The organism is Aeromonas sp. A04 (genome assembly GCF_047780465.1).
Lineage (GTDB): Bacteria > Pseudomonadota > Gammaproteobacteria > Enterobacterales > Aeromonadaceae > Aeromonas > Aeromonas bestiarum.
In genome coordinates this window covers 322,761-342,803 of the sequence record NZ_JBLNHP010000003.1, presented here as the reverse complement: position 1 = coordinate 342,803, position 20,043 = coordinate 322,761, and the positions used below count along the sequence as shown (strand labels likewise).

Below are 20,043 nucleotides of genomic sequence, written 5' to 3'. Positions count from 1 at the left end.
TCCGCGTCGTCAGCTCAGCAGGGTCGAGACGCTCTGCCCCGCCATCAGCAGGCCTATGGCCAGCGCGCTGAACCAGACCAGGGTCGCGCTGACCAGCAGGTAGCCGCTGGCGACGAACAGGCCGTCCCGCTGCAGCATGCCGATGGCCAGCAGCAAGATGGCCCAGGCGGGCATGGCATTGGTGAAGGGAATGGCCCCGAGCGGCAGCATCAGCAGCAGGGCCGCCAGCATGAGCAGCAGGCCGTTGCAGCGGTTGATGGTGCCGCTGCCGGTCAGCAGCAGGAGGCGCGGGCGAATGAAGCGATCGATGCGGGCCAGCAGGTCGGCGCCCTTGTGCAGGGTCGGCTTGAGCTGATCGGCGGCGAAGCGGCGCTCCATCAGGATGGCGGGCAGCCAGGGCACCCGGTTGAGGGTGATGCCGATGCCGATAAACAGGATCAGCAGGCCAAACGGGGTGCTGACGCCCGGGATCGAGACCGGCAGCAGGAAGGGCACGGTGAGCAGCACGCAAAACAGCAGCATGCCCTGCTCACCCACCAGGGCCAGCATCTGGCGCAGGCTGATATGGCTCTCCTCGATGGCGTGGGCGGTCGCCCGCAGGGTGTCGGAGAGCTTGTGTTGTGGGTCTTTGAGTTGCGCGGCAACCATTCCCGTATGTCCTTCTGGTGACTTGAACCGGCTCACCATGAACCGGTTGCGCGCCAGCATACGTGGCAGAGGTTAATCCCCGATGAATAACGGCAGCGGCGATGAGCGGGGTGGTGGCGGGAGATGGTCGTGGCAACAGAGTGTGATCCTCCCTGCGAAAATGGGTTGATACAGGCCAGGTTTAGGATGGGGGTCAGGGGGCTCTGATATGCTTGGTGGGCACTGGTGCACAAGCAGAGGGATTGCGATGAAACGAGCAGGGATCATGATGATGGGGCTCTTGCTGCCGCTGGGGCAGGCCTGGAGCGCCGACGGCGAGGCTGGGCTTGGCTGGCAGGTGACGCCATTTTTCGGTTACAGCTCGTCCATCGACTTTGAGGCAAACGATGACCCGCAGCCCATGCCAGTCTCCACCCAGCTGCAATCCTTGCAGGGGGAGGGCTCCGGCAGCTGGGGCCTGTTCATCAGCAAGGAGGTGGATGACCCCGGCATGATAGAGCTGCTCTACAGCCACCAATCCACCCGCCTCTCCCCGGATCAGTCGGAGCGGCTGACGGTGGACACGCTGCACTTCGCCGGGGCCCTCACCCTGTCGGACAACCTGATGGCTCCCTACATAGGCGCCGGCATAGGGGCGACGCGCTTCGCCGCCTACGACAGCGAGGTGGCTCCCTCAATGTCGCTGGCGCTCGGGGTACAGCCGCGTCTGACCGAGCGTCTGGCGCTGCGGGCCGAGGTGCGCGGCTACGGCACCCTGGTCAACGACAACAGCCAGTTCCTCTGCAACCCGGATAACTGCGTGTTCAAGGTGCGCGGCGAGCTGGTGACCCAGTGGCAGGCCAATATCGGCCTGACCCTGAGGTTTTGAGTCTTATTATGGGGATTACCGTCCTACAGGAGCAGGCGCCTTGAATGTGTTGCAACCACTGCCCCGCGAACTCCCCATCCTGCGGACTCCGCGGCTATTGCTGCGTCCGCTCGGCGAGCAAGACAGCGCGGATCTGTTCGCCATCTACGGGGATCCTGCTGTGATGCGTTTCGTCGGGGAGCCGCCTTTCCCTGAACTCGCCACAGTGGCGCAGATGTTGGCAAGCGTAGAGCGCTTGCTGGCAACGGGGGTATCTCTGGAGTGGGGGCTGGTGGCACGCGACAGCGGCCGCCTGATCGGTACCTGCGGCTTGCACAGTTTCGAGGCTGCTTTCTGTCGGGCCGAGCTGGGCTGCATGCTGGCCCGCAGCCATTGGGGACGGGGCCTGATGGGCGAGGCACTGAACTGCCTGACGGAGTATGCCGGGCAGCTTGGCATCGCCACTCTGTTGGCGGATATCGAACCGGACAATCAGCCCAGCCAGCGGCTGTTTCGGCGGCTGGGCTTTGTCTGGCAGCGGGATACCCATTACCAGCGGAGACTGGCTGATGTGATCACGGGATGCCGCGGGTGATCCGGCTAAGGGGCTCGTTGACGTCGAACAGCTTGTACTGCACCGCGCTGGCGCCCATGGCGAGCACCCGCTGCTCGTGCATTGTCGCGTAGGCGAGGGCGCTGGCCTCATCCTCGAACAGATAGATGCCGCCCGCCTCGCCGGTGCGCGGGTTCTCGGTCCAGATCTTGGAGATGAAGCCGGGCTCCCGGCTGATGGACTCGGCCAGCGGCATGGCGGCGGCTGTCAGGGCCTGCCCCATCTGCTCGGCGGGGAAATTGAAATGGATTTGCAGCAAACTGGGCATGATGCTCCTCTCGTGTGGATGGAGTGACAGAGTCCGCATCATAGGAAGCCGGCATCTTGTCCGCAAGAAGGCACCTTTTCGTGGCATAGTTACCGCAAAGTAACCACTCGCGAGCCATCACGTGTCCCCACTCCCTTGCCCCGCCTATCGGGTGCTGCGGCTGCTGACCGGTAAATGGAAACCGGCCATCCTGTTTCATCTGCGCAGCCAGACCCTGCGTTTTGGCGACCTGCGCCGCTGTCTGCCCGAGGTGAGCCAGAAGGTGCTCACCGCCCAGCTCAAGGAGCTGGAGAGCGACGGCGTCATCACCCGCACCCTCCATCCCTATGTGCCGCCCCGGGTGGAGTATGCTCTGAGCCCGCTTGGCGTCGCCCTGCTGCCCCTGCTACAGCAGATGCACGACTTCGCGCTGAGCCATGTCGACCTGCTGGTGCGGGCCGGGGATGGCCCGGCGAGCGAGCCACACTCAGCTGTCATTGAACGGGGTTAGTCTGGCGCCGACCAGACCATCACCCACTCGGCGCAGCCGGTGTGGGTATCCTGTTGTTCACCCTCGATCTGAAAGCCCTGAGATAGATAGAAGTCGCAAGCGGCCAGGTTCTGCCGGTACACCTGCAGTCGCAGGGCCGGCCGCTGCCGTTTGGCGTGGGCCAGCAGAGCCTTGCCATAGCCGCGTCCCTGCTGAGGCGGGGCAACGAAGATGGCGGCCAGGGTCTCTTCATACAGGGAATAAAACCCCAGCGCAGCACCATCTTGCCAGAGCACATGAGAATCGGCGGCGGGCAGGTAGGTCTCCCGCATCGGCGCCAGGTTGGCGTGCCAGTAAGCCGGGTCGATGAAGTGGTGGGCCTGCAGGGAGGCTTCCAGCCAGATGGCGAGGACGGCCTCGGTGTCGGCCGGGGTGAAGGGGCGGATCTGCATGGGTGTCTCATCTGGGTTCGTCACAAGAGGGGCATGGTAACAGCGCCAGCCTGGCCGTCACCCGGCGGTTGGCCAAAGTGGCGCCCTCATAACAAAAAAGGCGACCCGCGGGTCGCCTGTTGCCGCTTAACCGGCGTAGGGGAGGGAGGAGTGGTGCAGCACTATGCGCACCTTGCCGTCGTCCCCCTTCTTGAAGCCCCAGGTCTTGTCGACCGTGGTCTCCTTGTTGTCCCTGTCTATCAGGTGAACCTTGCCCATGGTGAGGGCCATGTCGCCGTTGATATAGACGGCGGCGTTGTCGTAGTTGTAACTTTTCCAGTTCTTGAGGGCGAAGCCGGTGTCGGCGGGATAGGCCTGATTGTTGCCGACGAAGTAGGCCAGCGCCCCCTCCTGGTTGAGGCGGAAGGTCTGTTCGCCCCCGGCCAGGGTGGGTTTGAACAGGACAGGGCCATTGTTGTAGCCGTAGGCGCCGTCGAGCACGGCAGTGGCCGTCGTTTTGGCCTTCGCTATGCCACCGCTGCGGTAGTCATCGCTGATCTGGATCAGGGCCTTGCCCCAGGCATCCTGCGCGGCCTTGATCTCGGCTTCGGTGATGTTGTTGTTGGCGATCTCGGCGGCGCTGAGAGAGCCGCTGGCCGCGAGCAGAACGAGAACAAGGCCGGATTTCTTGGTGAACAGCGTTTTGGTGAACAACGTCATGGGATGATGACTCCTGGGTTCGCGTTTAAGGAGACCCGGAGTTTATCTATCCGAGATGAATAAAAATTGAACCAACCGTTCAGCCGCGAGCAGGGAGGGATCGGCATTGCTCCCGTCTCCTCTCCCTCCATCTCAGATGTCTCTCGTCAGCGGGCGCGCAGCAAGCTACGGCTGGCCGGGGTTGCCGCCAGCAGCCGATAAGCGAGCAGGGAGAGGGCGAGCAAGGCCGGTACCTTCAGCAATTCCCACCAGAGCAACTTACCCTGCGGGCCAAAGATCATCAGCCATACCACCAGCATCATGTGCAGGCAGTAGATACCGAGCACTTTCGGAGCCTGGCGTTCCAGCCAACTGCCTTGGCCCCAGCCCGGATTGGCCAGCAGCAGGCCGAACAGGCCCAGGCCCCAGAGCAGCGAGCCGAGCAGGAAGTCGTGGCGGCTGAGGGGCACCGAGGCCCAGTGCAGCAGGCCCCAGGCCTCCAGGGCGTAGAGTGCCATCCCCACGATCAGCAGCAGGGCGCTGCGCCTGGCATCCGGCTGCCAGGCGCGAAAGCGCAGCTCGGCGCCCAGCGCCACGAACAGCAGCGAGAAGAAGGGGCCGTTGCGGGTCAGCAGGGCCCACTCGCCCCCCAGCAGCGGCTGGCCATAGGAGCCGCCGAGCAGGGCCAGCAGGTAGAGCAGCACGCCGAGCACCAGCGCCAGCCGGGGCAGCCCAATCCGATGACACAGTGCCTGCAGCAAGACGGCCAACATCAGGGCCGGCAGGAACCAGAGATGGATCATGCCGCCCACCCACCAGGCGTTGAGAGGATCCCCCAGCTGCATCTGCCACTGGCTCGCCATGGCCGGCAGATAGCCGTCGCTCAGTGCCGCCGGCGGGTTGAAGGGGATCAGCAGATAGAGCAGGCTCCACGCCAGCCAGAGCCCCAGCAGGGGGCGGCAGTAGCGCAGCGCCACCGCCATGGGGTTGCCTGCGGCGAGGGCGGGTTGCAGAAAGTAGCCGGCGCACAGGAAGAAGAGCGGCACCGCGAAACGGCACAGCTGGTTGATGACGCCCCCCAGCCAGAAGTAGAGGGTGCCGTCCCACAGGGCGGGATCGAACGGATTGCTGAAGGGGGAGAGGTGAATGGTCATCACGGCCATGATGGCCACTACTCGCCCGCACTCTATGCTGGAGATGCGCATGATACCTCTTGGCGCCAGGAATTCTGGCCGCACCCTAACAGCCGCGAGCGGCCCCCATCCAGTCATGGCGCCGACAAGTGTGACCCCCATCGGCACCCGCTTACCTTTTGTTACCTCGGGTGCGGGCAAGGTTACCCCCCGTGGGCGCCAGATCCCGTTTTGGTGTCGGTAAACGCGCTAGAGCAGGGCAATCAGCACAGTGGCGAGGGCCCCGAGCAGCAGCAGGGCTATGCCGCGACCGGCCGGGCCGTGCAGCTTGTTCCACATCAGCAAACTGGTGAGAGCCAGCAACAACATGGCCAGTGCCGCCAGATCGCCGAACAGCTGCCAGGAGAGGCCTGTGCCCATGCCGCGATGCAGCCGGTTGAGGCTGGCGGCGAAGTTGGCCTGCTGCCGCTCGGTGCGCACCAGCAGTGTGCCCTCCACATAGCTGGCGGCCAGGCTCTGGCTGAGGGTGACGCCGCGCATCTCCCAGCGGGCCGGCAGTGTGAGGGGGCCCGCCGGGGTGGGCAGGGTCTGCGCCGGGGTGATCATGGCGCGGCCTTCCTCGAAACTGTCCGGATAGTGTTGCTGCAACAGGGTTTTCAGCTCGTCCGGGCTGGCCAGGGGCGCGTCCAGCCCTATCTCCTCGCTCGATTTGTCGGTGTGGGGGCCGGGAATTGGCAGCACGGCCCTGTGTTGCAGCCAGAGGCCGGTCAGGCCGTAGAGCAGCATCAGGGTGAGGGTGGCAAAGCCGGCCCAGGCGTGGATGCGGCGCACCCACTTGTTGTTGTGAAGGGGGAGTCTTCTGCGTTTCATCGGTTGCGCTTCATAAAAATCTGGCCAGCGAGGGCTGGCCAGAGAGATCGGGGAAGAGGGTGGGATCAGAAGCGGTAGGCGGCGCTCAGATTCAGCTGACGGGGCGTGCCCGGCATGATCTGGGAGGCGCTGGTGGCGCTGACGAAGTAGTCGTGGTCGGTCAGGTTCTCCACGCTCAACTGGGTTTCCCACTGTTGCCAGCGGTAGCCGGCGCGGGCATCGAAACGGGCATAGCCGGGCAGCGTGGTGGTGTTGGCGTTGTCGGCGAAGCGATCGCCCACCGCAGTCACCCCTGTCTCGCCGAACCAGCCCTGCTTGCCGCTCTGGTAGCCGGCGAACAGCTGGCCGTTCTGGCGGGAGACGTTCATCGGCCGCTTGCCCTGCAGATCCGCATCCGCCTTGACCTGCTCGGCGTCCTGGATGGCGATGCCGCCGCGCAGGTAGATCTCGTCGGTCAGCTGGGCGCGGGCGCTCAGCTCTATGCCTTCGGTACGTTGCAGGCCGGTGAGGATCACCTTGGTGGGATCCAGCGGATCCTTGCTGCGCTTGTTGTACATCTCCAGCCGGTAGACGGAGAGGGTGGTCGCCAGCCGGCCATCCAGCCAGTCGCTCTTCACGCCGCCCTCGTACAGCCGGGTGTTCTGGGGATCCAGACTGTTGTTCTTGTCACCCGGAGTGATGCCGATCAGCTCGCCGCCCACCGGGGTGAAGGTCTTGCTGTAGGAGGTGTAGAAGGCGTGTTCCTCGATGGGGTTCCATACCAGCCCCAGCCGCGGGCTCAGGCTGGTGACAGAGACGGTCTCCTCCTTGTTGAGGTCGTTGCGGCGGCTGGTGACTGTGAAGTCGTCGCGGCGCAGGCCGCCCAGCAGATGCCAGTCGCCCAGGCTGAGCTGATCCTGCAGGTAGAGACCGTAGCCGCGCACCTTGTGGTTGGCGTCGCTGGAGAGCTTCATGGCGCCATCATAGGTGGGCAGGGAGCCAGGATCGTAAAGGTTGCCGGCCGGGATCGCGGTGGCGTTCTGGTAGAGCTTGGGGGTGCGCTCCTGCCAGTTCTGCTCGAAGCCGATTAGCAGGCGATGCTCGATGGGGCCGGTCTGCAGCTGGCCTTCGGCCTCGGTGTTGCTGATCAGGCTGTTGGCCTTGAGATCCTGCTGCCAGCGGGAGCGGGTCACCTGGTCGCCCTTGACACTGGTGACATAGGTGTTGTCGAACTGGCTGTCGAGGCTGGTGTAGCCCAGCTGCTGGCGCAGCTGCCACTGATCGTTGATGTCCCAGGAGAGGCGGGAGCGGGTGGACTGGGCCACATCGTCGATGAAGTCGCGGCGGGTGTCGCTGTAGACGTACTCCTTCGGCACGTCGGCCGGGCGGCCATTGACGCCGGGGATGCCGCGATCCGGGGTGCGGTCGTGCTCGTTGCGCTCGTACTGGACCAGCCAGTTCAGCCTGTCGTTGATCTCCCAGTTGACGGAGGGGGCCAGCAGGGTGCGCTTGCTGGTCACGCCGTCGCGGAAGCTGTCTTTGTCCTCCTGGGCCAGGTTGAGGCGCACCTGCACCCGCTCACCCGCCTCGCCGTTGAGGTCGGCGGCCAGCCGCCGGTTGTCGAAGCTGCCGACCAGTGCGCTGACGCTGGACTCCTGCCCCTTCTGCGGCTTCTTGCTGACCCGGTTGACTATGCCACCCGTGCTGCCGCGGCCATAGAGCACGGCGGCCGGGCCCTTGAGCACCTCGACCCGCTCTATGTTGCCAAGGTCGCGGGTGTACTGCATGTCATCGCGAAAACCGTCCAGATAGAAGTCGTTGCTGGCGCTGAAGCCGCGGATGTTGACGCCATCGAAGCGGGTGTCGCCGCTGGCGTTGACGCCGGGGATGCCGGTCAGGACCTCGCTCAGGGTGGGCTGGCCGAAGGCGGTCAGCTCGCTGGCCTTGACGCTGTCGATGGCCTGCGGCACCAGCTTGGCCGGGGTGTTGGTACGGGTCGCGGTGGCGACCTCTTCATGCTGGCTGCGTTTGCCGACGACCGTCATGGTCTCGTCTTCGGCACGGGCGCCGGCACTCAGGGCCAGCAGAGCGACGCCCAGCAGGGCGCGTGGGTGATTGGGTGTGTACATGTTGCGTGTTGACTCTTGAGGAAGCGACCTGATGGTCTGAACTTATTGATTTATTTATAATTATTGGTTTCTCTCTTGCGAGAGGATGCTAATGATATTGATTTTCATTAGCTCTGCAACATAAAGATGTAATGAGTATTGGCAAGGGGATCGGATGGAACGCAGCGGCCGGCAGCGCCGTGCCACTGGGTGTCAGGGGCGGTTTGGGGCCCATGGAGAAGGCCGGGTGGTCAGCGGCCCTGGGGGCCCTGGTTGTCGGCGGATGTCAGTTGCTTGCCCAGCACCAGCCGGGGGGCCGGATCCGTCTGCAGCGGAATGTCTTGCAGCGGCGTGCCCTGCAGGTTGCGGTGGATGATGTTGGCCGTCATCCGGCCCAGGGTTTCATAGCTGCTGATGGTGCCGACGGTGCAGCCGTGCTCGACAAACAGCTCGGCGCTGCAGATGGTGGGGATGCCCGCCTCGTTGAGGGCGGCCAGCAGTTCGGGGGCGATGGAGAGCAGATAGCTGTCGGCAGCGAGGAAGACGATGCGCTGGCGGGCATCCTGTTGCAGACGCTTGAGCTCGCCGGCCAGCCGCCGCTTGTCAGGCGCTATGCGCCAGGTGGTGAGATCCCATTGATAGCGCTTGGCTTCGCGCAGCAGCAGTTCACCGGTCAGCAGGGTGTTCTGCTCGCGGGGGTTGAAGGGCAGCAGCAGTCCCTTGTCGGTGGGCAGGTGCTGGCGGGCGTTGGCGAGCTGGAGCGCCATGGGCACCAGGTTGCTGGTGCCGGCCACCATCCGGTTGTCCGCCTTGTCTTCCGACAGGATCCCGGCCCCGACGGGGTCAGACACTATGTTGAAGATCAGCGGCTTGCGATCGCCTATCAGGCTCCTGACCATGGTGGTGGCCGTGGTGCCGAAGCAGTAGATGTAGTCGTAGTCGGCGAGGGAGGGCAGCAGTTGCTGGCGCAGCTGGGTCGCGAAGGCGGCGCGATCCTGGTTGGCGTTGAAGGTGACGAAGGTGGGTTGATGGCCGAGCCGGATCAATTCGGCACGAAAGCCCCGCTCGGCATCCGTTTCACCGCGCCACAGCACCATGGCGATGGTCAGCGCCTGAACGGGAAGGGCGAGCAGCAGGCAGCAGCAGATGAGCAGGCGTAACGGCATGATGATCTCCTCTTCGTGGTTCTGTTGAGCCTAGATCATGAGCCGGACGGCGGCTGGCCTGCATCCCTTTGCGGGCCAACAAAAAGCGCGCCGGCATAAGCCGGCGCGCTGTTTTCTGACTGAGAGCCGAGATTAGAAGTCGTAACGGGCTGCCAGCTGGAAGTCATCCTTGACGTTGAGCTTGCCGCTCTCCTGGCTGTCCAGGTTGTTGATGCGGTACTCGCCGATGACCCGCAGGTTCTTGTTGAACTTGTACTGGGCGCCCAGGGTGTAGTAGTCGATGGAGTCGTAATCGCTCTTGCCGTCCTGCTCCACCTTCTGCTTGTTCCACAGCGCCATCAGGCCGAAGCCGTTCTCGAAGTTGTAACCGAGTGCCCCTTCCCAGCCGGTGTGATCCTTGCCGGTGGCCAGGAAGTCGGTGCCGTCGGCATAGCTCAGGGCGGCATAGACGGCCTTGTTGTCGTACTTGGCGGAGAGCAGCCACAGCTTGGCATCCTCTTCCCCGTTCTTGTCGCGGATACCCACGTTGTAGGCGGTGCCCAGCGCCAGGTTGAACGGGAAGGTGTAGGCCACGGCGGCGCCGTAGGCGGCATCGCTGTCCTTGCTGGTGGTCTCTTCGGTGTCACCGCCATCGAACTTGTAGCTGGTGTCTACCTGGAAGCCGTTGAACAGACCCGAGTATTTCAGCACTGAACCGGCGCGGTTGGTGGCGAAGGTATCGGTCTTGGCGCCGAGGGCTTCGTTGCCGTAGCCATCGGAGAGGGAGACGTCAGTCCAGTCGGCCAGGAAGCCGGGGGCCCCCTTCTGGCGACCGAAGGTGATGTTGCCCCAGTCGGCGCCGACACCGGCGAACGCCAGACGGGTGCGCAGGTTGTCGGAGTTCTCGCTGATGGTCTTCTCGCTGTCGTTGATGTACATCTGCACTTCGTACTGGGCCAGCGCCTTCAGTTGGCTGTTGATCTGGCTATCCACCTTGGCGCCGAAGCGGACAAACTGGTTGGCGCCCTGCTTGTCGCTGTACTCCTGGGTGCCGTTCGGATGGGTGGTGTCGACCCCTTCCTTCTTGTCACCGAAGAACTGGCCGGCATAGATGCGGCCGTACAGATCCAGGGTGGTGGTGTCATTTTTATAAACTTCAACGGCTTGTGCCTGGAAGGCCGCGGTGAGAGCCAGTGCCACTACAGTCAGCTTTTTCATCTTAATCCCTTGTGTTGCAAGCTTTTGTTTTAAAGACGGGGCCATGCTAGGCGAGGGGGATGACAGCGGGGTGACACTCAAGTGACGTGTCGGTGGCGATTTGATGTCAGTTTGGTGAAGGGCCGTGATTTGTGTGGCGATCCGCCACTTTTGCGCGCAAAGGTTTGCCCTTGTGATAGAATGCCGCCCGTTTTCGAGCTCCAAAGGTTGGATATGCGATGAGACGTGAACTGGCAATCGAGTTTTCCCGAGTGACGGAAGCGGCTGCACTGGCTGGCTACAAGTGGCTCGGACGTGGTGACAAGAATATCGCCGATGGGGCGGCCGTAGCGGCCATGCGCCATATCCTCAATCAGATCCAGATCGATGGTGAGATTGTGATCGGCGAAGGTGAAATTGACGAAGCCCCCATGCTCTACATAGGCGAGAAGGTGGGCACGGGTCTGGGCGACGCCGTGGATATCGCGGTCGACCCGATCGAAGGTACCCGCATGACCGCCATGGGCCAGGCCAACGCCTTGGCCGTGCTGGCAGTCGGCGACAAGGGCTCCTTCCTCAAGGCGCCCGACATGTACATGGAAAAACTGATCGTGGGTCCCAAGGCCAAGGGTGCCATCGACCTGGATCAGGCCCTCGAGCTGAACCTCAAGGCCGTGGCCAAGGCGCTGGGCAAGCCGCTCTCCCGCCTGACCGTGATCACCCTGGCCAAGCCGCGTCACGACAAGGCTATCAAGGAGATGCAGGGACTGGGCGTGCGGGTGTTTGCCATTCCCGATGGCGACGTTGCCGCCTCCATCCTCACCTGTCTGCCGGACAGCGAAGTCGACATGCTGTATGGCATCGGCGGCGCGCCGGAAGGGGTGATCTCGGCGGCGGTGATCCGTGCGCTGGATGGTGACATGCAGGCTCGCCTGATACCCCGTCACAAGGTCAAGGGCGACAGCCCGGAAGTGCGTGCCTTGGGCGAGCAGGAAATTGCCCGCTGCGAGGCGCTCGGCATAGACCTGAGCAAGGTGCTCAAGCTGGAAGACCTGGCCAAGAATGACAACGTCATCTTCTCGGCCACCGGCATCACCAAGGGTGATCTGCTGGATGGCATCACCAGCGATGGCGTCATGGCGACCACGGAAACCCTGCTGATCCGTGGCAAGTCACGCACCATTCGTCGCATCAAGTCGATCCACTTCCTGGATCGCAAAGACAGCGTGGTGCGCGACATCATCCTCTGATGCGTCCGACCTGCCGTTGAACGACCAAAGCCCGACTCTGTCGGGCTTTTTGTTGTCTGCGGGCTGACACAGTCCCCTGACTGGCCACTATTTCACGGGCGCGGGGGATAAGGCTAAGGGGAATCGCGGCCCTTTGATAGACTGGTTCGCCACGCACAGGAAAGCGTTACATGGAATGTCGTCAAGGTTGTGGAGCCTGTTGCATTGCCCCCAGTATCAGCAGTGCCATTCCGGGCATGCCCGCCGGCAAACCGGCCGGGGTGCCCTGCGTCCAGCTCGATGTGCGGCTGGGCTGCAAGATCTTCGACCAGCCGGATCGCCCTCTGGTGTGCAGCGGTTTTAGACCCATGCCGGATGTGTGCGGCTATCACAGGGAGGAGGCCATCTGGCTCATAGGTGAGCTGGAGCGGCTGACGGCATAAGCGGGCTGCGGCGTACAATCAGAGCAGAACAGACAAAAGAGAGGCCGCAATTGCGGCCTCTCTTGTTGGTGCTTCTGGCGCAGGGACCAGGATCAGACGTCGGCCAGTTGCAGGGCCTGCCGATAGTACTCGTTGGCCTTGTTGGTGAGGCGGCGCTTGTCCATTACCTGGCCGAGGGCGTGGTAGACGGCGGCACTCGGTGCCTTGGCCACAGCCTGCTCCAGCAGTCGCTGGGCTTCGTCCAGCTGGCCGGCCAGCAGATAGGTCTGGGCCAGTGCGGCGTCGACACCCGGCTGATCCTGGATCTTCTGCAACAAGGTCAGCATGGGCTGGTAGTTATCGAGCTTGAGCCTGGGCAGGCGGGCCAGCAACTGGGGGGAAACCTGCTTGCGCAGCGCATCCAGCCAAAGCTCGGCGGCTTCGTTGTCGGCACCGAGCTGACGCAACCGATCCCCATAGCAGGCCAGCAGATCCGGATCCTGGCGCAGCTTGCGGGGCAGATCCTGCCAGACAGGGCGCAGGGTATCGAGGGCGTCGCTGGCGGCTTTGAGCCGGCCACGCCAGGCCTGATGCAGCAGATCCTCTTCCTGTTTGGGGGTCAGCTTGCCCACCTTGTGCAGGGCGGGGATGAGGTCGATGAGGGCCGTCCAGTCCTCGCGTGCCAGGTGTACCTGACGCAGCTGATCCAGCACCATGGGGTGGCGCGGGTTGAGGGCATAGACGGATTCCAGCATGGCCAGCGCGGTGTCGTACTGGCCCTGCTCTATCTGCAGCTGGGTCTGGGTCAGGGTCAGCGCCAGCTCGGCCTTGGGGTTCTCCTCCTGCGCTTTTTGCAGGTATTGATCCCGGCGCACGTCATCGCCACGGGCCTGGGCGGCCTTGGCGGCGCTCAGGTAGTTGAGCAGCGGGGTGTCGCTGTTGCTGGCGCCCTTGAGCATCAGCTTCTCGGCCTGGCTGTAGTGACCTTCGGCCATGGCCAGGGTGGCGGCCACGGTCTGCTGGTTGGCCTTGCGGCGTCGACGTGAGCCGTACCAGCCCAGCGTCTTGCGACGCAGGCCGAACACCCGGCCCAGCACCCACTCGACGATGAGCAGGGCGCCATAGAAGAGCACGGCCAGGATCACGGCGCTGGTGACCGAGGACTCTACCGTGTAGTTACCCAGGGCGATCAGCACATACCCCTTGTTGCCGGAGGCTTGCGGGCCGAATATCAGCCCCGCCACCATCACGGCCACCAGAACAATCAGACGAATCATGGTGCCCTCCTCAGTTGCTGGCCAGAATGCGTTGCAGGCGCTCGGTCAGCACCTCTTCCAGCATGGCTTGGGTCTTGAAGCGATCCGGATAGTCGAACTGGATCTGCTCACCCTTGAGCTTGTCCAGTTCGGACTGCATGTAGTGGGTCGCGCTGTTGTCGGTATCGAAATACTGGGTCAGCCAGCGCTGTGCCTTCTCCAGACTGTCGTCATACAAGGCCTGCTGCTCGCGGTAGACGGCGAGCTGGGCTTGCAGCAGCTTGGTCTTGAGGTTCTCGCGCAGGAAGATCTCCTGCTGCGGGGAGAGCAGGGCCTCCACGGCACCATCGCGGCGACGTATGGTGATGAAGTTCTCGGTGAACTTGACCCAGTTCTTCTTCAGATTGCTTTCCCACTCGTCCGGGTTGGTGCTGACGGCCTGATCCGGTTCGATTTTCGCTTCCGGCATGCTGACGGTGGAGAGCGGCAGCAGCTCTATCTGATCGGAGAGGGCGGCCAGCTTCAGGGTCAGCCCCTCGCGATCGACTCTGGGCATCCCCTTGAGCTGGGCTATGTCTGCCGCCAGCGCCTTGCGGATGGGCATCAGGCTGGGGTCGTTGAGCGCCTTGATCCGCTCGTCGGCATTGCCGAGCAAGGTGATGGCGGAGATGAGGTCATGCTCCAGCCACAGCTTGCGGCCCGCCATGCGTACCAGGTATTCGGATTCGGCCAGCATCCAGTCGTTGGGGCGCTTGTCGTTGAGATCCAGCACCCGGTTCTGCAGGCCCTTGAGCTCGTCTTGCAGCAGTTGCTGCTGCTTGCCGACGGCGGCCAGCTGCTCACTCTCCTTGCTGTTGCTCTGATCCAGTTTGCTCATGGCCTCGGCCAGTTGCAGCTTGAGCTGATCCAGTTCCCCCTGCTGGGCCACCGCACTCTTGTGGCCGTGCAGGTAGAGACCGCCGGTCAGGCCGAGGGCCAGCAATATGGCCACGCCGCCCAGCAGGGCGCCGGAACGGCTCTTGCCGCCGTTGACCACGGCGGTCGGCTGGGGCTTGACCTGGGTTTCTTGTTGTTCAGTCATTCCATCTTCCTCAGTTCCAGAGCGGCCGTCAGGGCCTGGTTGGATGCACCTTGGGCAATCGTGATTCGGGTAAAGCCCGCCGCCTCGGCCATCTCGGCCACGCGGGGGCTGGGCACCACCAACAGGCGGTCATAAAGCCAGGGTTGCTGCTGGCTTGGCACCAGTTCCAGCAACCGCTGCAACAGTTCGCCACTGGTGATGAGCAGGCTGTCGAGCCCGGCCGCCTGCCAGTGGCGAGTCAATGCGTCCCCGTCGAGCTCGGGGTAGTGGCGCTCATAGGCCGCACAATAGTGCACCAGAGCACCGCGTGAGGCCAGCGTCCGGGCGATGAGATCCCGGCCGCCATTGCCACGCAGGATCAGCACCCGCTTGCCGCTCACCTGTTGCAGGATGGGCAGGGCCAGCAGCCCTTCGCTGCGCGGATCGTCCGGGCAGCTCGCCGCTATGCCTGCATCGGCGAAGGCGTCCGCGCTGGCCTGACCGACTGCAAAGTAGTCAATATGTGGCCAGGTCTGACCAGTTTGCAACAGAAAATGGTGAGTAAAATGAACAGCATGCATGCTGACGGCTATGACTATGTCTGCCTGGGGCAGCAGTTCGGGCAGGCGAGAGAGCTCACTGCCCGCCACGGTTTCCAGCAGCGGACAGCAGAGCGGTGCGTGGCCGTGCCGGCGCAACAGCTGCACCAGCTTGGCGGCCTGGGCGGCCGGGCGCACCACCAGCGGGATCATCAGGCAGCGCTCAATGGTTGTGGCCATGATCCGGCCCGACCCGCACTCATGCCCGGTAGACCTCGGCCAGTATGACGTCGGCGCCCGCCGCCAGCAGGCGCTGGGCCAGGGTGTGGCCGAGCGCCTCGCCATCGGCCAGCGGACCGCGGATCTCGTCGCGGACCACCTGACGGCCATCCGGGCTGCCCACCAGGCCGCGCAACCAGACTTCTTCCCCCTGCACCAGGGCATAGGCACCGATGGGCACCTGACAGCCCCCTTGCAGGGCGCGGTTCATGGCGCGTTCGGTCAGCACCCGGATCCGGGTCTCTGCGTGTTCGAGCGGGGCCAGCAGGGCGTGCAGTTCCTCATCGTCGAGCCGGCACTCGATGCCGACTGCCCCCTGACCGTTGGCGGGCAGGCTCTGTTCCGGTTCGATGAAGGCGGTGATGCGATGTGCCATCTCCAGCCGTTTCAGGCCGGCGGCGGCGAGTATGATGGCGTCATATTCACCGGCATCCAGCTTGGCGAGACGGGTATTGACGTTGCCGCGCAGGTCGCGGATCACCAGATCCGGGCGGGCGGCGCGCAGCTGGCACTGACGGCGCAGGCTGGAGGTGCCGACCACGGCACCTTGCGGCAGCGCCTCTATCTGGCTGAAACGGTTGGACACGAAGGCATCGCGCGGATCTTCGCGCTCGCAGATGGTGTGCAGACCCAGTCCCTCGGGGAACTCCACCGGCACATCCTTCATGGAGTGAACGGCGATGTCGGCGCGTCCCTCCAGCATGGCGGTCTCCAGCTCCTTGACGAACAACCCCTTGCCGCCCACCTTGGCGAGAGGAGTATCCAGGATCTTGTCACCCTGAGTGCTCATGGGTACCAGCTCGACCTGCAACTCGGGGTACAGGGCTTCCAGCCGGTCTTTGACGAAGTTGGCCTGCCACAGGGCCAATGGGCTCTTGCGAGTGGCAATTTTCAGGGTTCGGGCTGCCATATCAATCAGTTGTTTCATCTTTAGAAGGAAAACGATCTTACCACCCTTTGCAGGGGCTTTCATGGCGCAGCCAGCAAAAGCGGGGCCAAGCTCAAAAAGGGGGGCTGAAAATGATTTTCATTAAGTTGAATTAATTTATTAATTCATTGAATCTACTGATTTTTATTGCTTTCCATTGATACTGTTCAGCTGCCAGTCATAAATAATCCGGTGATTCAGTGCGGGCTTGTTTACCACCGCTGTTTGCATTGTTAACATGATCACACTTTTTTGACGTCTCCCCGTTTTGGTGCGTCATTTCTCACCTCGGTATAGGCAGGGCATTGCTGGTAAAACTCGATACGCTGGTGGCGCGCTACGACGAACTCAATCGTCTCAAGACGCAACGGGCGTTAGGTCTCATGAGTCGCTATGGGCAGCAGGTCTTCCAGCTGCTGCCCGTCATGCTGCACTTCAATCATCCCCTGTTGCCCGGTTATGTGGCAGGTGATGTGCCCCACGGCATCTGGAGTTTTACCGCCAACGAGGCCCAGCAGGCCTTCATCCAGGATCTGTGCCAGAACGCCAACTGCCAGAACGGCCTCACCACCCACGACAAGTCGATCCAGGGGCTCTACTCCATGGGCAGCACCTCGTCCATCGGCCAGTGCTGCCACTCGGATCTCGATATCTGGGTCTGCCACGTGGCCGGTTTGTCGCAGGAGCGGCTCGAGCTGCTGGATCTCAAGTGCCAGCAACTCTCCAAGTGGGCCGAGCAGCGCGGGGTGGATCTCAACTTCTTCCTGATCCCCGAGGACAAGTTCCGCCAGCGCAACGATGCCCAGATGCAGGGGGAGAGCTGCGGCAGCGCCCAGCACCTGCTGCTGCTCGACGAGTTCTACCGCAGCGCCATGCTGATCGCCGGCAAGCGCCTGCTCTGGTATCTGGTGCCTGCCGAGTATGACGATCGCTACGACGAATACGTGAACGGCCTGTTTGCCCACGGCAAGCTGAGCCAGGACGACTGGCTCGATCTCGGCGGCTTCGACCGCATTCCCGCCGAGGAGTACTTCGGCTCCGCCTTGTGGCAGCTCTATAAGGGCATCGACTCCCCTTACAAAGCCGTGCTCAAGTCGGTGCTGATGGAGGCTTACTCCCACGAGTATCCCAACACCCGCCTGCTGTCTGTCACCAGCCGCGACTGGTTCCAGCACAACGAGGGCATGCACTACCGGCTCGACAACTACTGCCTGATGCTGGACAAGGTGACCAACTACCTCAAGTCCATCGGCGACATGCAACGGCTGGATCTGGTGCGGCGCTGCTTCTATCTGAAAGTGTGTGACGGCCTCAGCCATCCGAAGGAGGATCACTCCCCGGCCTGGCGCCGCGAGCAGATGACCCAGCTGGTGGCCTACTGGGGCTGGAGCCCGGAGCGGCTGCATCATCTGGATCACCGCCAGGAGTGGAAGGTTGAAGACGTCAAGGTGGCTCACGCCGAGCTGCTGGAAGCCCTGATGCAGAGCTATCGCAACCTCATTCAGTTCGCCCGGCGCAACAACATCAGCGAGTCCATCAACCCGGAAGACATCGGCATACTGTCGCGCAAGCTCTATGCCGCGTTCGAGAGCCTGCCGGGCAAGGTACAGCGCATCAACCTGACCATAGCGCCGGATCTGAGCGAACCGGATCTCAGCCTGGTGCAGGTGCCCCACGGCCGGCTGAATCGCGCCGGCTGGTATCTCTACAAACATTCGCTGGAGCCGGCGGACATCATAGGCCGGGCACCGCTCGAATATAACGGTTACATCAGCAAGCTGGTCTCCTGGGCCTACTTCAACGGCCTGCTGACGCCCCAGTCCCGGGTGCACCTGTTCAATCAGGGCTCGGATCTGCACATCGACAACCTGCACCAGTTCTGTCGTGACCTGTCCGGCACCTTCCCGGTCAAGTATCCCCGCGCCACCAACCTGGCCCTCAGCCGTCCCTGCGAGATCCGTCAGCTCTCCATCTTCCTCAACCTGGAGACGGACCCGACCAGCCACTGGGTGGGTCAGGTGATCGAATTCGACGCCAATGCCGCCGACGTCTTCTCGTTCGGCCGCAATCTGGAGTGTCTGGTGGGATCGGTGGATCTGGTCTATCGCAACTCCTGGAGCGAGATCCGCACCCTGCACTTCCAGGGCGATGAAGCCGTAGTCGATGCCCTCACCACCATACTCGGCAAGATGCACCAGGATGCTGCCGCCCCCGAGATGATAGAGGTGTTCTGCTACAGCCAGCACTTCCGCTCCCTGGTGCGGACCCGTTTCCAGCAACTGGTGGCCGAGTGCATCGAACTGCGCCTCGCCCGTGACAAGCAGCAGCTGGTCAAGACGCTCGCCCTCGGCAAGGAGAAGTACGGCATCTTCTTCGAGCGGCGCGGGGTGTCGGTCAAGAAGCTGGAAAACGCCATCGACTTCTACCGTCACATCTCCCACAACAAGCTGGATCACCTGCCGCTGCGGCTCGACAAGACCCACAGCCAGCACCTGCCCGGTATCGTCGACTCCTACGCCAGCGAAGGGCTGGTGCAGTTCTTCTTCGATACCCGGGATGCGGGCACCAACATCTATATCCTGGATGAGGCGAACCGGGTGGAGATCTACCAGCATTTCGCCGGCAACAAGGATGAGCTGGTGCAGGGGGTGAACCGTTTCTACACCTCCAGCCACGAGCGTTTCAGCGATGCGGGCCAGTTCAGCAACTTCAACCTGCCCCAGTACTACGAGATAGTGCAGGTCAATGGCGAGCTGGAGGTGATCCCCTACCGCAGCCAGGGGCCGCTGCGTGACGGCGCAGGCCAGGCCCGTGAACTGGGCTCGGCGACGGGGTAGCATCAGGGGTCGGGCATGGGGTGGCCGATAAGGCCCTCTTGCTGACGCGGCTCCTCGAACCTGCCAAATAAAAACGGCCTGCAGATGCAGGCCGTTTGGCTATCCGGTGCTGGCTCAGTCCGCGAGGCGGGCCAGCAGCCAGCTGCGGATGTCGGCAAGCTGCGGGCGACAGATCTCGTGGCGCATGGGGTACTCGTGCCACTCGAGCGTCAGCCCTGCCGCTTCCAGCCGGTTCTTGGCGTCCCAGCCCATGGAGAGGCTCACCACATCGTCATAGATGCCGTGCATGTAGCAGATGGGCAGGCTGCGGGCGGCCTCGCTCATCTCGCCGAGCAGGGCGTCGGGCGCCGCCAGGTAGGTGGACATGCAGAGCAGCCCGGCCAGCCGTGCCGGATGGCGCAGGGCGGTGAAGGAGGCGATGACGCCACCCTGGGAAAAACCGGCCAGCAGGATGCGCTCGGGAGCAAAGCCTTCGGCCACCAGCTGATTGAGCAAGGCGGCAATCTGGTCGGCCGATTCACGCACATGGGACTCCACGGCGCGGTCCGCCGGATCGTCGAAGCTCTTGATGTCGTACCAGCCGCGCATCTTGTAGCCCATGTTGATGGTGATGGCGCGCTCGGGGGCATCGGGCAGCAGATGGCGCACCGGCAGGTCGGCAGGCAAGTTCAGCGCATCCACCAGCGGTGCCAGACCCGCGCCGGAATCCCCCAGCCCATGCAGCCAGATCACGGCGTGGCGGGCGTCCTGCGGATGTAGGTCAATCATGGGAATACCACAGCCTCACCCGCCTGGGTGGTGCAGGCCTTGGTCAGCAGGGCCTTGAGCTCGTGGCCGAAGCGGTTGTCGATCCAGGTTTCCCCTTGCAGCTCGAAGTGGAAACCGTTCTCGCGGGTGGCGACCCAGATCTGGTGCAGGGGTTCCTGCTTGTTGATGATGACCTTGGTCTTGTTCTCGAACGACAGGGTCAAGACCCCGCCGGCGCGTTCACAATCAATATCCGGATATCCTGCATCGACTGTGTCTTCCACATATTGGAAAAAGGCGTCGGTCAGGGCGTGATACTCGTGATCCTTCATCGGTTTA

At 63.1% G+C, this 20,043-nt stretch carries 21 protein-coding genes; 6 read left to right on the top strand and 15 right to left on the bottom strand.

Annotation, left to right across the window (positions count from 1 at the left end):
• Positions 1–9: 9 nt before the first annotated feature.
• Positions 10–648 carry an exopolysaccharide biosynthesis protein gene (locus ACM3N8_RS12875; RefSeq protein WP_042868709.1) on the bottom strand — a complete coding sequence of 213 codons (639 nt, stop codon included), beginning with the start codon at positions 646–648 and terminating at the stop codon, positions 10–12.
• A gap of 247 nt (positions 649–895) precedes the next feature.
• On the opposite strand from ACM3N8_RS12875, the gene ACM3N8_RS12870 reads away from it, so the two are divergent.
• Together ACM3N8_RS12870 and ACM3N8_RS12865 are read left to right on the top strand one after the other, a co-directional pair.
• A complete protein-coding gene (locus tag ACM3N8_RS12870; RefSeq protein ID WP_241280184.1) occupies positions 896–1,516 on the top strand; it encodes an outer membrane beta-barrel protein in 621 nt (206 codons plus the stop codon).
• A 40-nt stretch (positions 1,517–1,556) separates the two neighbouring features.
• On the top strand, positions 1,557–2,090 hold the full coding sequence (locus ACM3N8_RS12865; protein ID WP_241326014.1) for a GNAT family N-acetyltransferase: 534 nt from the start codon (positions 1,557–1,559) through the stop codon (positions 2,088–2,090).
• Here ACM3N8_RS12865 and ACM3N8_RS12860 read toward each other — a convergent pair.
• Complete coding sequence (locus tag ACM3N8_RS12860; RefSeq protein WP_241326015.1) at positions 2,071–2,376, bottom strand: monooxygenase; 306 nt, start codon at positions 2,374–2,376, stop codon at positions 2,071–2,073. The two genes, ACM3N8_RS12865 and ACM3N8_RS12860, sit on opposite strands and share 20 nt — an antisense overlap.
• Positions 2,377–2,497: 121 nt before the next feature.
• On the opposite strand from ACM3N8_RS12860, the gene ACM3N8_RS12855 reads away from it, so the two are divergent.
• Positions 2,498–2,866 (top strand): winged helix-turn-helix transcriptional regulator, encoded by a 369-nt coding sequence (locus ACM3N8_RS12855; protein WP_416016202.1) that lies wholly within the window; start codon positions 2,498–2,500, stop codon positions 2,864–2,866.
• Here ACM3N8_RS12855 and ACM3N8_RS12850 read toward each other — a convergent pair.
• From ACM3N8_RS12850 to ACM3N8_RS12820, 7 genes are all read right to left on the bottom strand, one after another.
• Entirely contained in the window at positions 2,863–3,297 is a 435-nt protein-coding gene (locus tag ACM3N8_RS12850) for an N-acetyltransferase (RefSeq protein ID WP_378080808.1), read from the bottom strand. The genes ACM3N8_RS12855 and ACM3N8_RS12850 overlap by 4 nt on opposite strands.
• A gap of 126 nt (positions 3,298–3,423) precedes the next feature.
• On the bottom strand, positions 3,424–3,996 hold the full coding sequence (locus ACM3N8_RS12845) for a hypothetical protein (RefSeq protein WP_043556967.1): 573 nt from the start codon (positions 3,994–3,996) through the stop codon (positions 3,424–3,426).
• A gap of 146 nt (positions 3,997–4,142) precedes the next feature.
• Positions 4,143–5,180: an acyltransferase gene (locus tag ACM3N8_RS12840; RefSeq protein ID WP_241326018.1), complete on the bottom strand. Its 1,038-nt coding sequence runs from the start codon at positions 5,178–5,180 to the stop codon at positions 4,143–4,145.
• Positions 5,181–5,357: 177 nt separating this feature from the next.
• Positions 5,358–5,978, bottom strand: a complete 621-nt coding sequence (locus tag ACM3N8_RS12835; RefSeq protein WP_290018865.1) for a PepSY-associated TM helix domain-containing protein — start codon at positions 5,976–5,978, stop codon at positions 5,358–5,360.
• 65 nt (positions 5,979–6,043) lie between these two features.
• Positions 6,044–8,086 (bottom strand): TonB-dependent receptor, encoded by a 2,043-nt coding sequence (locus ACM3N8_RS12830; protein WP_290018864.1) that lies wholly within the window; start codon positions 8,084–8,086, stop codon positions 6,044–6,046.
• Between the two features lie 230 nt (positions 8,087–8,316).
• A complete protein-coding gene (locus ACM3N8_RS12825; protein ID WP_274453298.1) occupies positions 8,317–9,231 on the bottom strand; it encodes an ABC transporter substrate-binding protein in 915 nt (304 codons plus the stop codon).
• 132 nt (positions 9,232–9,363) lie between these two features.
• Positions 9,364–10,428 carry a porin gene (locus ACM3N8_RS12820; protein ID WP_043134966.1) on the bottom strand — a complete coding sequence of 355 codons (1,065 nt, stop codon included), beginning with the start codon at positions 10,426–10,428 and terminating at the stop codon, positions 9,364–9,366.
• A 218-nt stretch (positions 10,429–10,646) separates the two neighbouring features.
• Between ACM3N8_RS12820 and glpX the strand changes: the two genes are divergently transcribed.
• Positions 10,647–11,657 carry a class II fructose-bisphosphatase gene (glpX, locus tag ACM3N8_RS12815; RefSeq protein WP_043134967.1) on the top strand — a complete coding sequence of 337 codons (1,011 nt, stop codon included), beginning with the start codon at positions 10,647–10,649 and terminating at the stop codon, positions 11,655–11,657.
• A gap of 170 nt (positions 11,658–11,827) precedes the next feature.
• Positions 11,828–12,079 carry a YkgJ family cysteine cluster protein gene (locus tag ACM3N8_RS12810; RefSeq protein WP_043556964.1) on the top strand — a complete coding sequence of 84 codons (252 nt, stop codon included), beginning with the start codon at positions 11,828–11,830 and terminating at the stop codon, positions 12,077–12,079.
• A gap of 92 nt (positions 12,080–12,171) precedes the next feature.
• Here the strand turns inward: ACM3N8_RS12810 and ACM3N8_RS12805 are convergent, their stop codons facing one another.
• Genes ACM3N8_RS12805 through hemC form a run of 4 tightly spaced genes read right to left on the bottom strand, consistent with a single transcriptional unit; the run spans position 12,172 to position 16,102 of the window.
• Positions 12,172–13,335 carry a heme biosynthesis HemY N-terminal domain-containing protein gene (locus tag ACM3N8_RS12805; protein ID WP_290018858.1) on the bottom strand — a complete coding sequence of 388 codons (1,164 nt, stop codon included), beginning with the start codon at positions 13,333–13,335 and terminating at the stop codon, positions 12,172–12,174.
• 10 nt (positions 13,336–13,345) lie between these two features.
• A complete protein-coding gene (locus ACM3N8_RS12800; protein ID WP_043556963.1) occupies positions 13,346–14,395 on the bottom strand; it encodes a uroporphyrinogen-III C-methyltransferase in 1,050 nt (349 codons plus the stop codon).
• Entirely contained in the window at positions 14,392–15,126 is a 735-nt protein-coding gene (locus tag ACM3N8_RS12795; RefSeq protein ID WP_290018971.1) for a uroporphyrinogen-III synthase, read from the bottom strand. Before ACM3N8_RS12795 ends, ACM3N8_RS12800 begins: the two co-directional genes overlap by 4 nt.
• A 46-nt stretch (positions 15,127–15,172) precedes the next feature.
• Positions 15,173–16,102 (bottom strand): hydroxymethylbilane synthase, encoded by a 930-nt coding sequence (gene hemC, locus ACM3N8_RS12790; RefSeq protein WP_241326022.1) that lies wholly within the window; start codon positions 16,100–16,102, stop codon positions 15,173–15,175.
• 323 nt (positions 16,103–16,425) lie between these two features.
• Here hemC and ACM3N8_RS12785 point away from each other — a divergent pair, with 323 nt between their 5' ends.
• Entirely contained in the window at positions 16,426–18,957 is a 2,532-nt protein-coding gene (locus tag ACM3N8_RS12785; protein ID WP_043134973.1) for a class I adenylate cyclase, read from the top strand.
• Between the two features lie 114 nt (positions 18,958–19,071).
• On the opposite strand, the gene ACM3N8_RS12780 is transcribed toward ACM3N8_RS12785, so the two are convergent.
• Both ACM3N8_RS12780 and cyaY read right to left on the bottom strand, forming a co-directional pair.
• On the bottom strand, positions 19,072–19,725 hold the full coding sequence (locus ACM3N8_RS12780; RefSeq protein WP_416016201.1) for an alpha/beta hydrolase: 654 nt from the start codon (positions 19,723–19,725) through the stop codon (positions 19,072–19,074).
• Entirely contained in the window at positions 19,722–20,036 is a 315-nt protein-coding gene (cyaY, locus tag ACM3N8_RS12775) for an iron donor protein CyaY (RefSeq protein ID WP_042868743.1), read from the bottom strand. Before cyaY ends, ACM3N8_RS12780 begins: the two co-directional genes overlap by 4 nt.
• Between the last annotated feature and the right edge of the window lie 7 nt (positions 20,037–20,043).

Coding starts and splice junctions, on each gene's coding strand:
- ACM3N8_RS12850 (WP_378080808.1), bottom strand. CDS start 3,297: ATGCAGATCCGCCCCTTCACCCCGGCCGACACCGAGGCCGTCCTCGCC.
- ACM3N8_RS12870 (WP_241280184.1), top strand. CDS start 896: ATGAAACGAGCAGGGATCATGATGATGGGGCTCTTGCTGCCGCTGGGG.
- ACM3N8_RS12780 (WP_416016201.1), bottom strand. CDS start 19,725: ATGATTGACCTACATCCGCAGGACGCCCGCCACGCCGTGATCTGGCTG.
- ACM3N8_RS12835 (WP_290018865.1), bottom strand. CDS start 5,978: ATGAAACGCAGAAGACTCCCCCTTCACAACAACAAGTGGGTGCGCCGC.
- ACM3N8_RS12825 (WP_274453298.1), bottom strand. CDS start 9,231: ATGCCGTTACGCCTGCTCATCTGCTGCTGCCTGCTGCTCGCCCTTCCC.
- ACM3N8_RS12845 (WP_043556967.1), bottom strand. CDS start 3,996: ATGACGTTGTTCACCAAAACGCTGTTCACCAAGAAATCCGGCCTTGTT.
- ACM3N8_RS12820 (WP_043134966.1), bottom strand. CDS start 10,428: ATGAAAAAGCTGACTGTAGTGGCACTGGCTCTCACCGCGGCCTTCCAG.
- ACM3N8_RS12860 (WP_241326015.1), bottom strand. CDS start 2,376: ATGCCCAGTTTGCTGCAAATCCATTTCAATTTCCCCGCCGAGCAGATG.
- glpX (WP_043134967.1), top strand. CDS start 10,647: ATGAGACGTGAACTGGCAATCGAGTTTTCCCGAGTGACGGAAGCGGCT.
- ACM3N8_RS12840 (WP_241326018.1), bottom strand. CDS start 5,180: ATGCGCATCTCCAGCATAGAGTGCGGGCGAGTAGTGGCCATCATGGCC.
- ACM3N8_RS12800 (WP_043556963.1), bottom strand. CDS start 14,395: ATGACTGAACAACAAGAAACCCAGGTCAAGCCCCAGCCGACCGCCGTG.
- ACM3N8_RS12795 (WP_290018971.1), bottom strand. CDS start 15,126: ATGATCCCGCTGGTGGTGCGCCCGGCCGCCCAGGCCGCCAAGCTGGTG.
- ACM3N8_RS12805 (WP_290018858.1), bottom strand. CDS start 13,335: ATGATTCGTCTGATTGTTCTGGTGGCCGTGATGGTGGCGGGGCTGATA.
- hemC (WP_241326022.1), bottom strand. CDS start 16,102: ATGGCAGCCCGAACCCTGAAAATTGCCACTCGCAAGAGCCCATTGGCC.
- ACM3N8_RS12810 (WP_043556964.1), top strand. CDS start 11,828: ATGGAATGTCGTCAAGGTTGTGGAGCCTGTTGCATTGCCCCCAGTATC.
- ACM3N8_RS12830 (WP_290018864.1), bottom strand. CDS start 8,086: ATGTACACACCCAATCACCCACGCGCCCTGCTGGGCGTCGCTCTGCTG.
- cyaY (WP_042868743.1), bottom strand. CDS start 20,036: ATGAAGGATCACGAGTATCACGCCCTGACCGACGCCTTTTTCCAATAT.
- ACM3N8_RS12875 (WP_042868709.1), bottom strand. CDS start 648: ATGGTTGCCGCGCAACTCAAAGACCCACAACACAAGCTCTCCGACACC.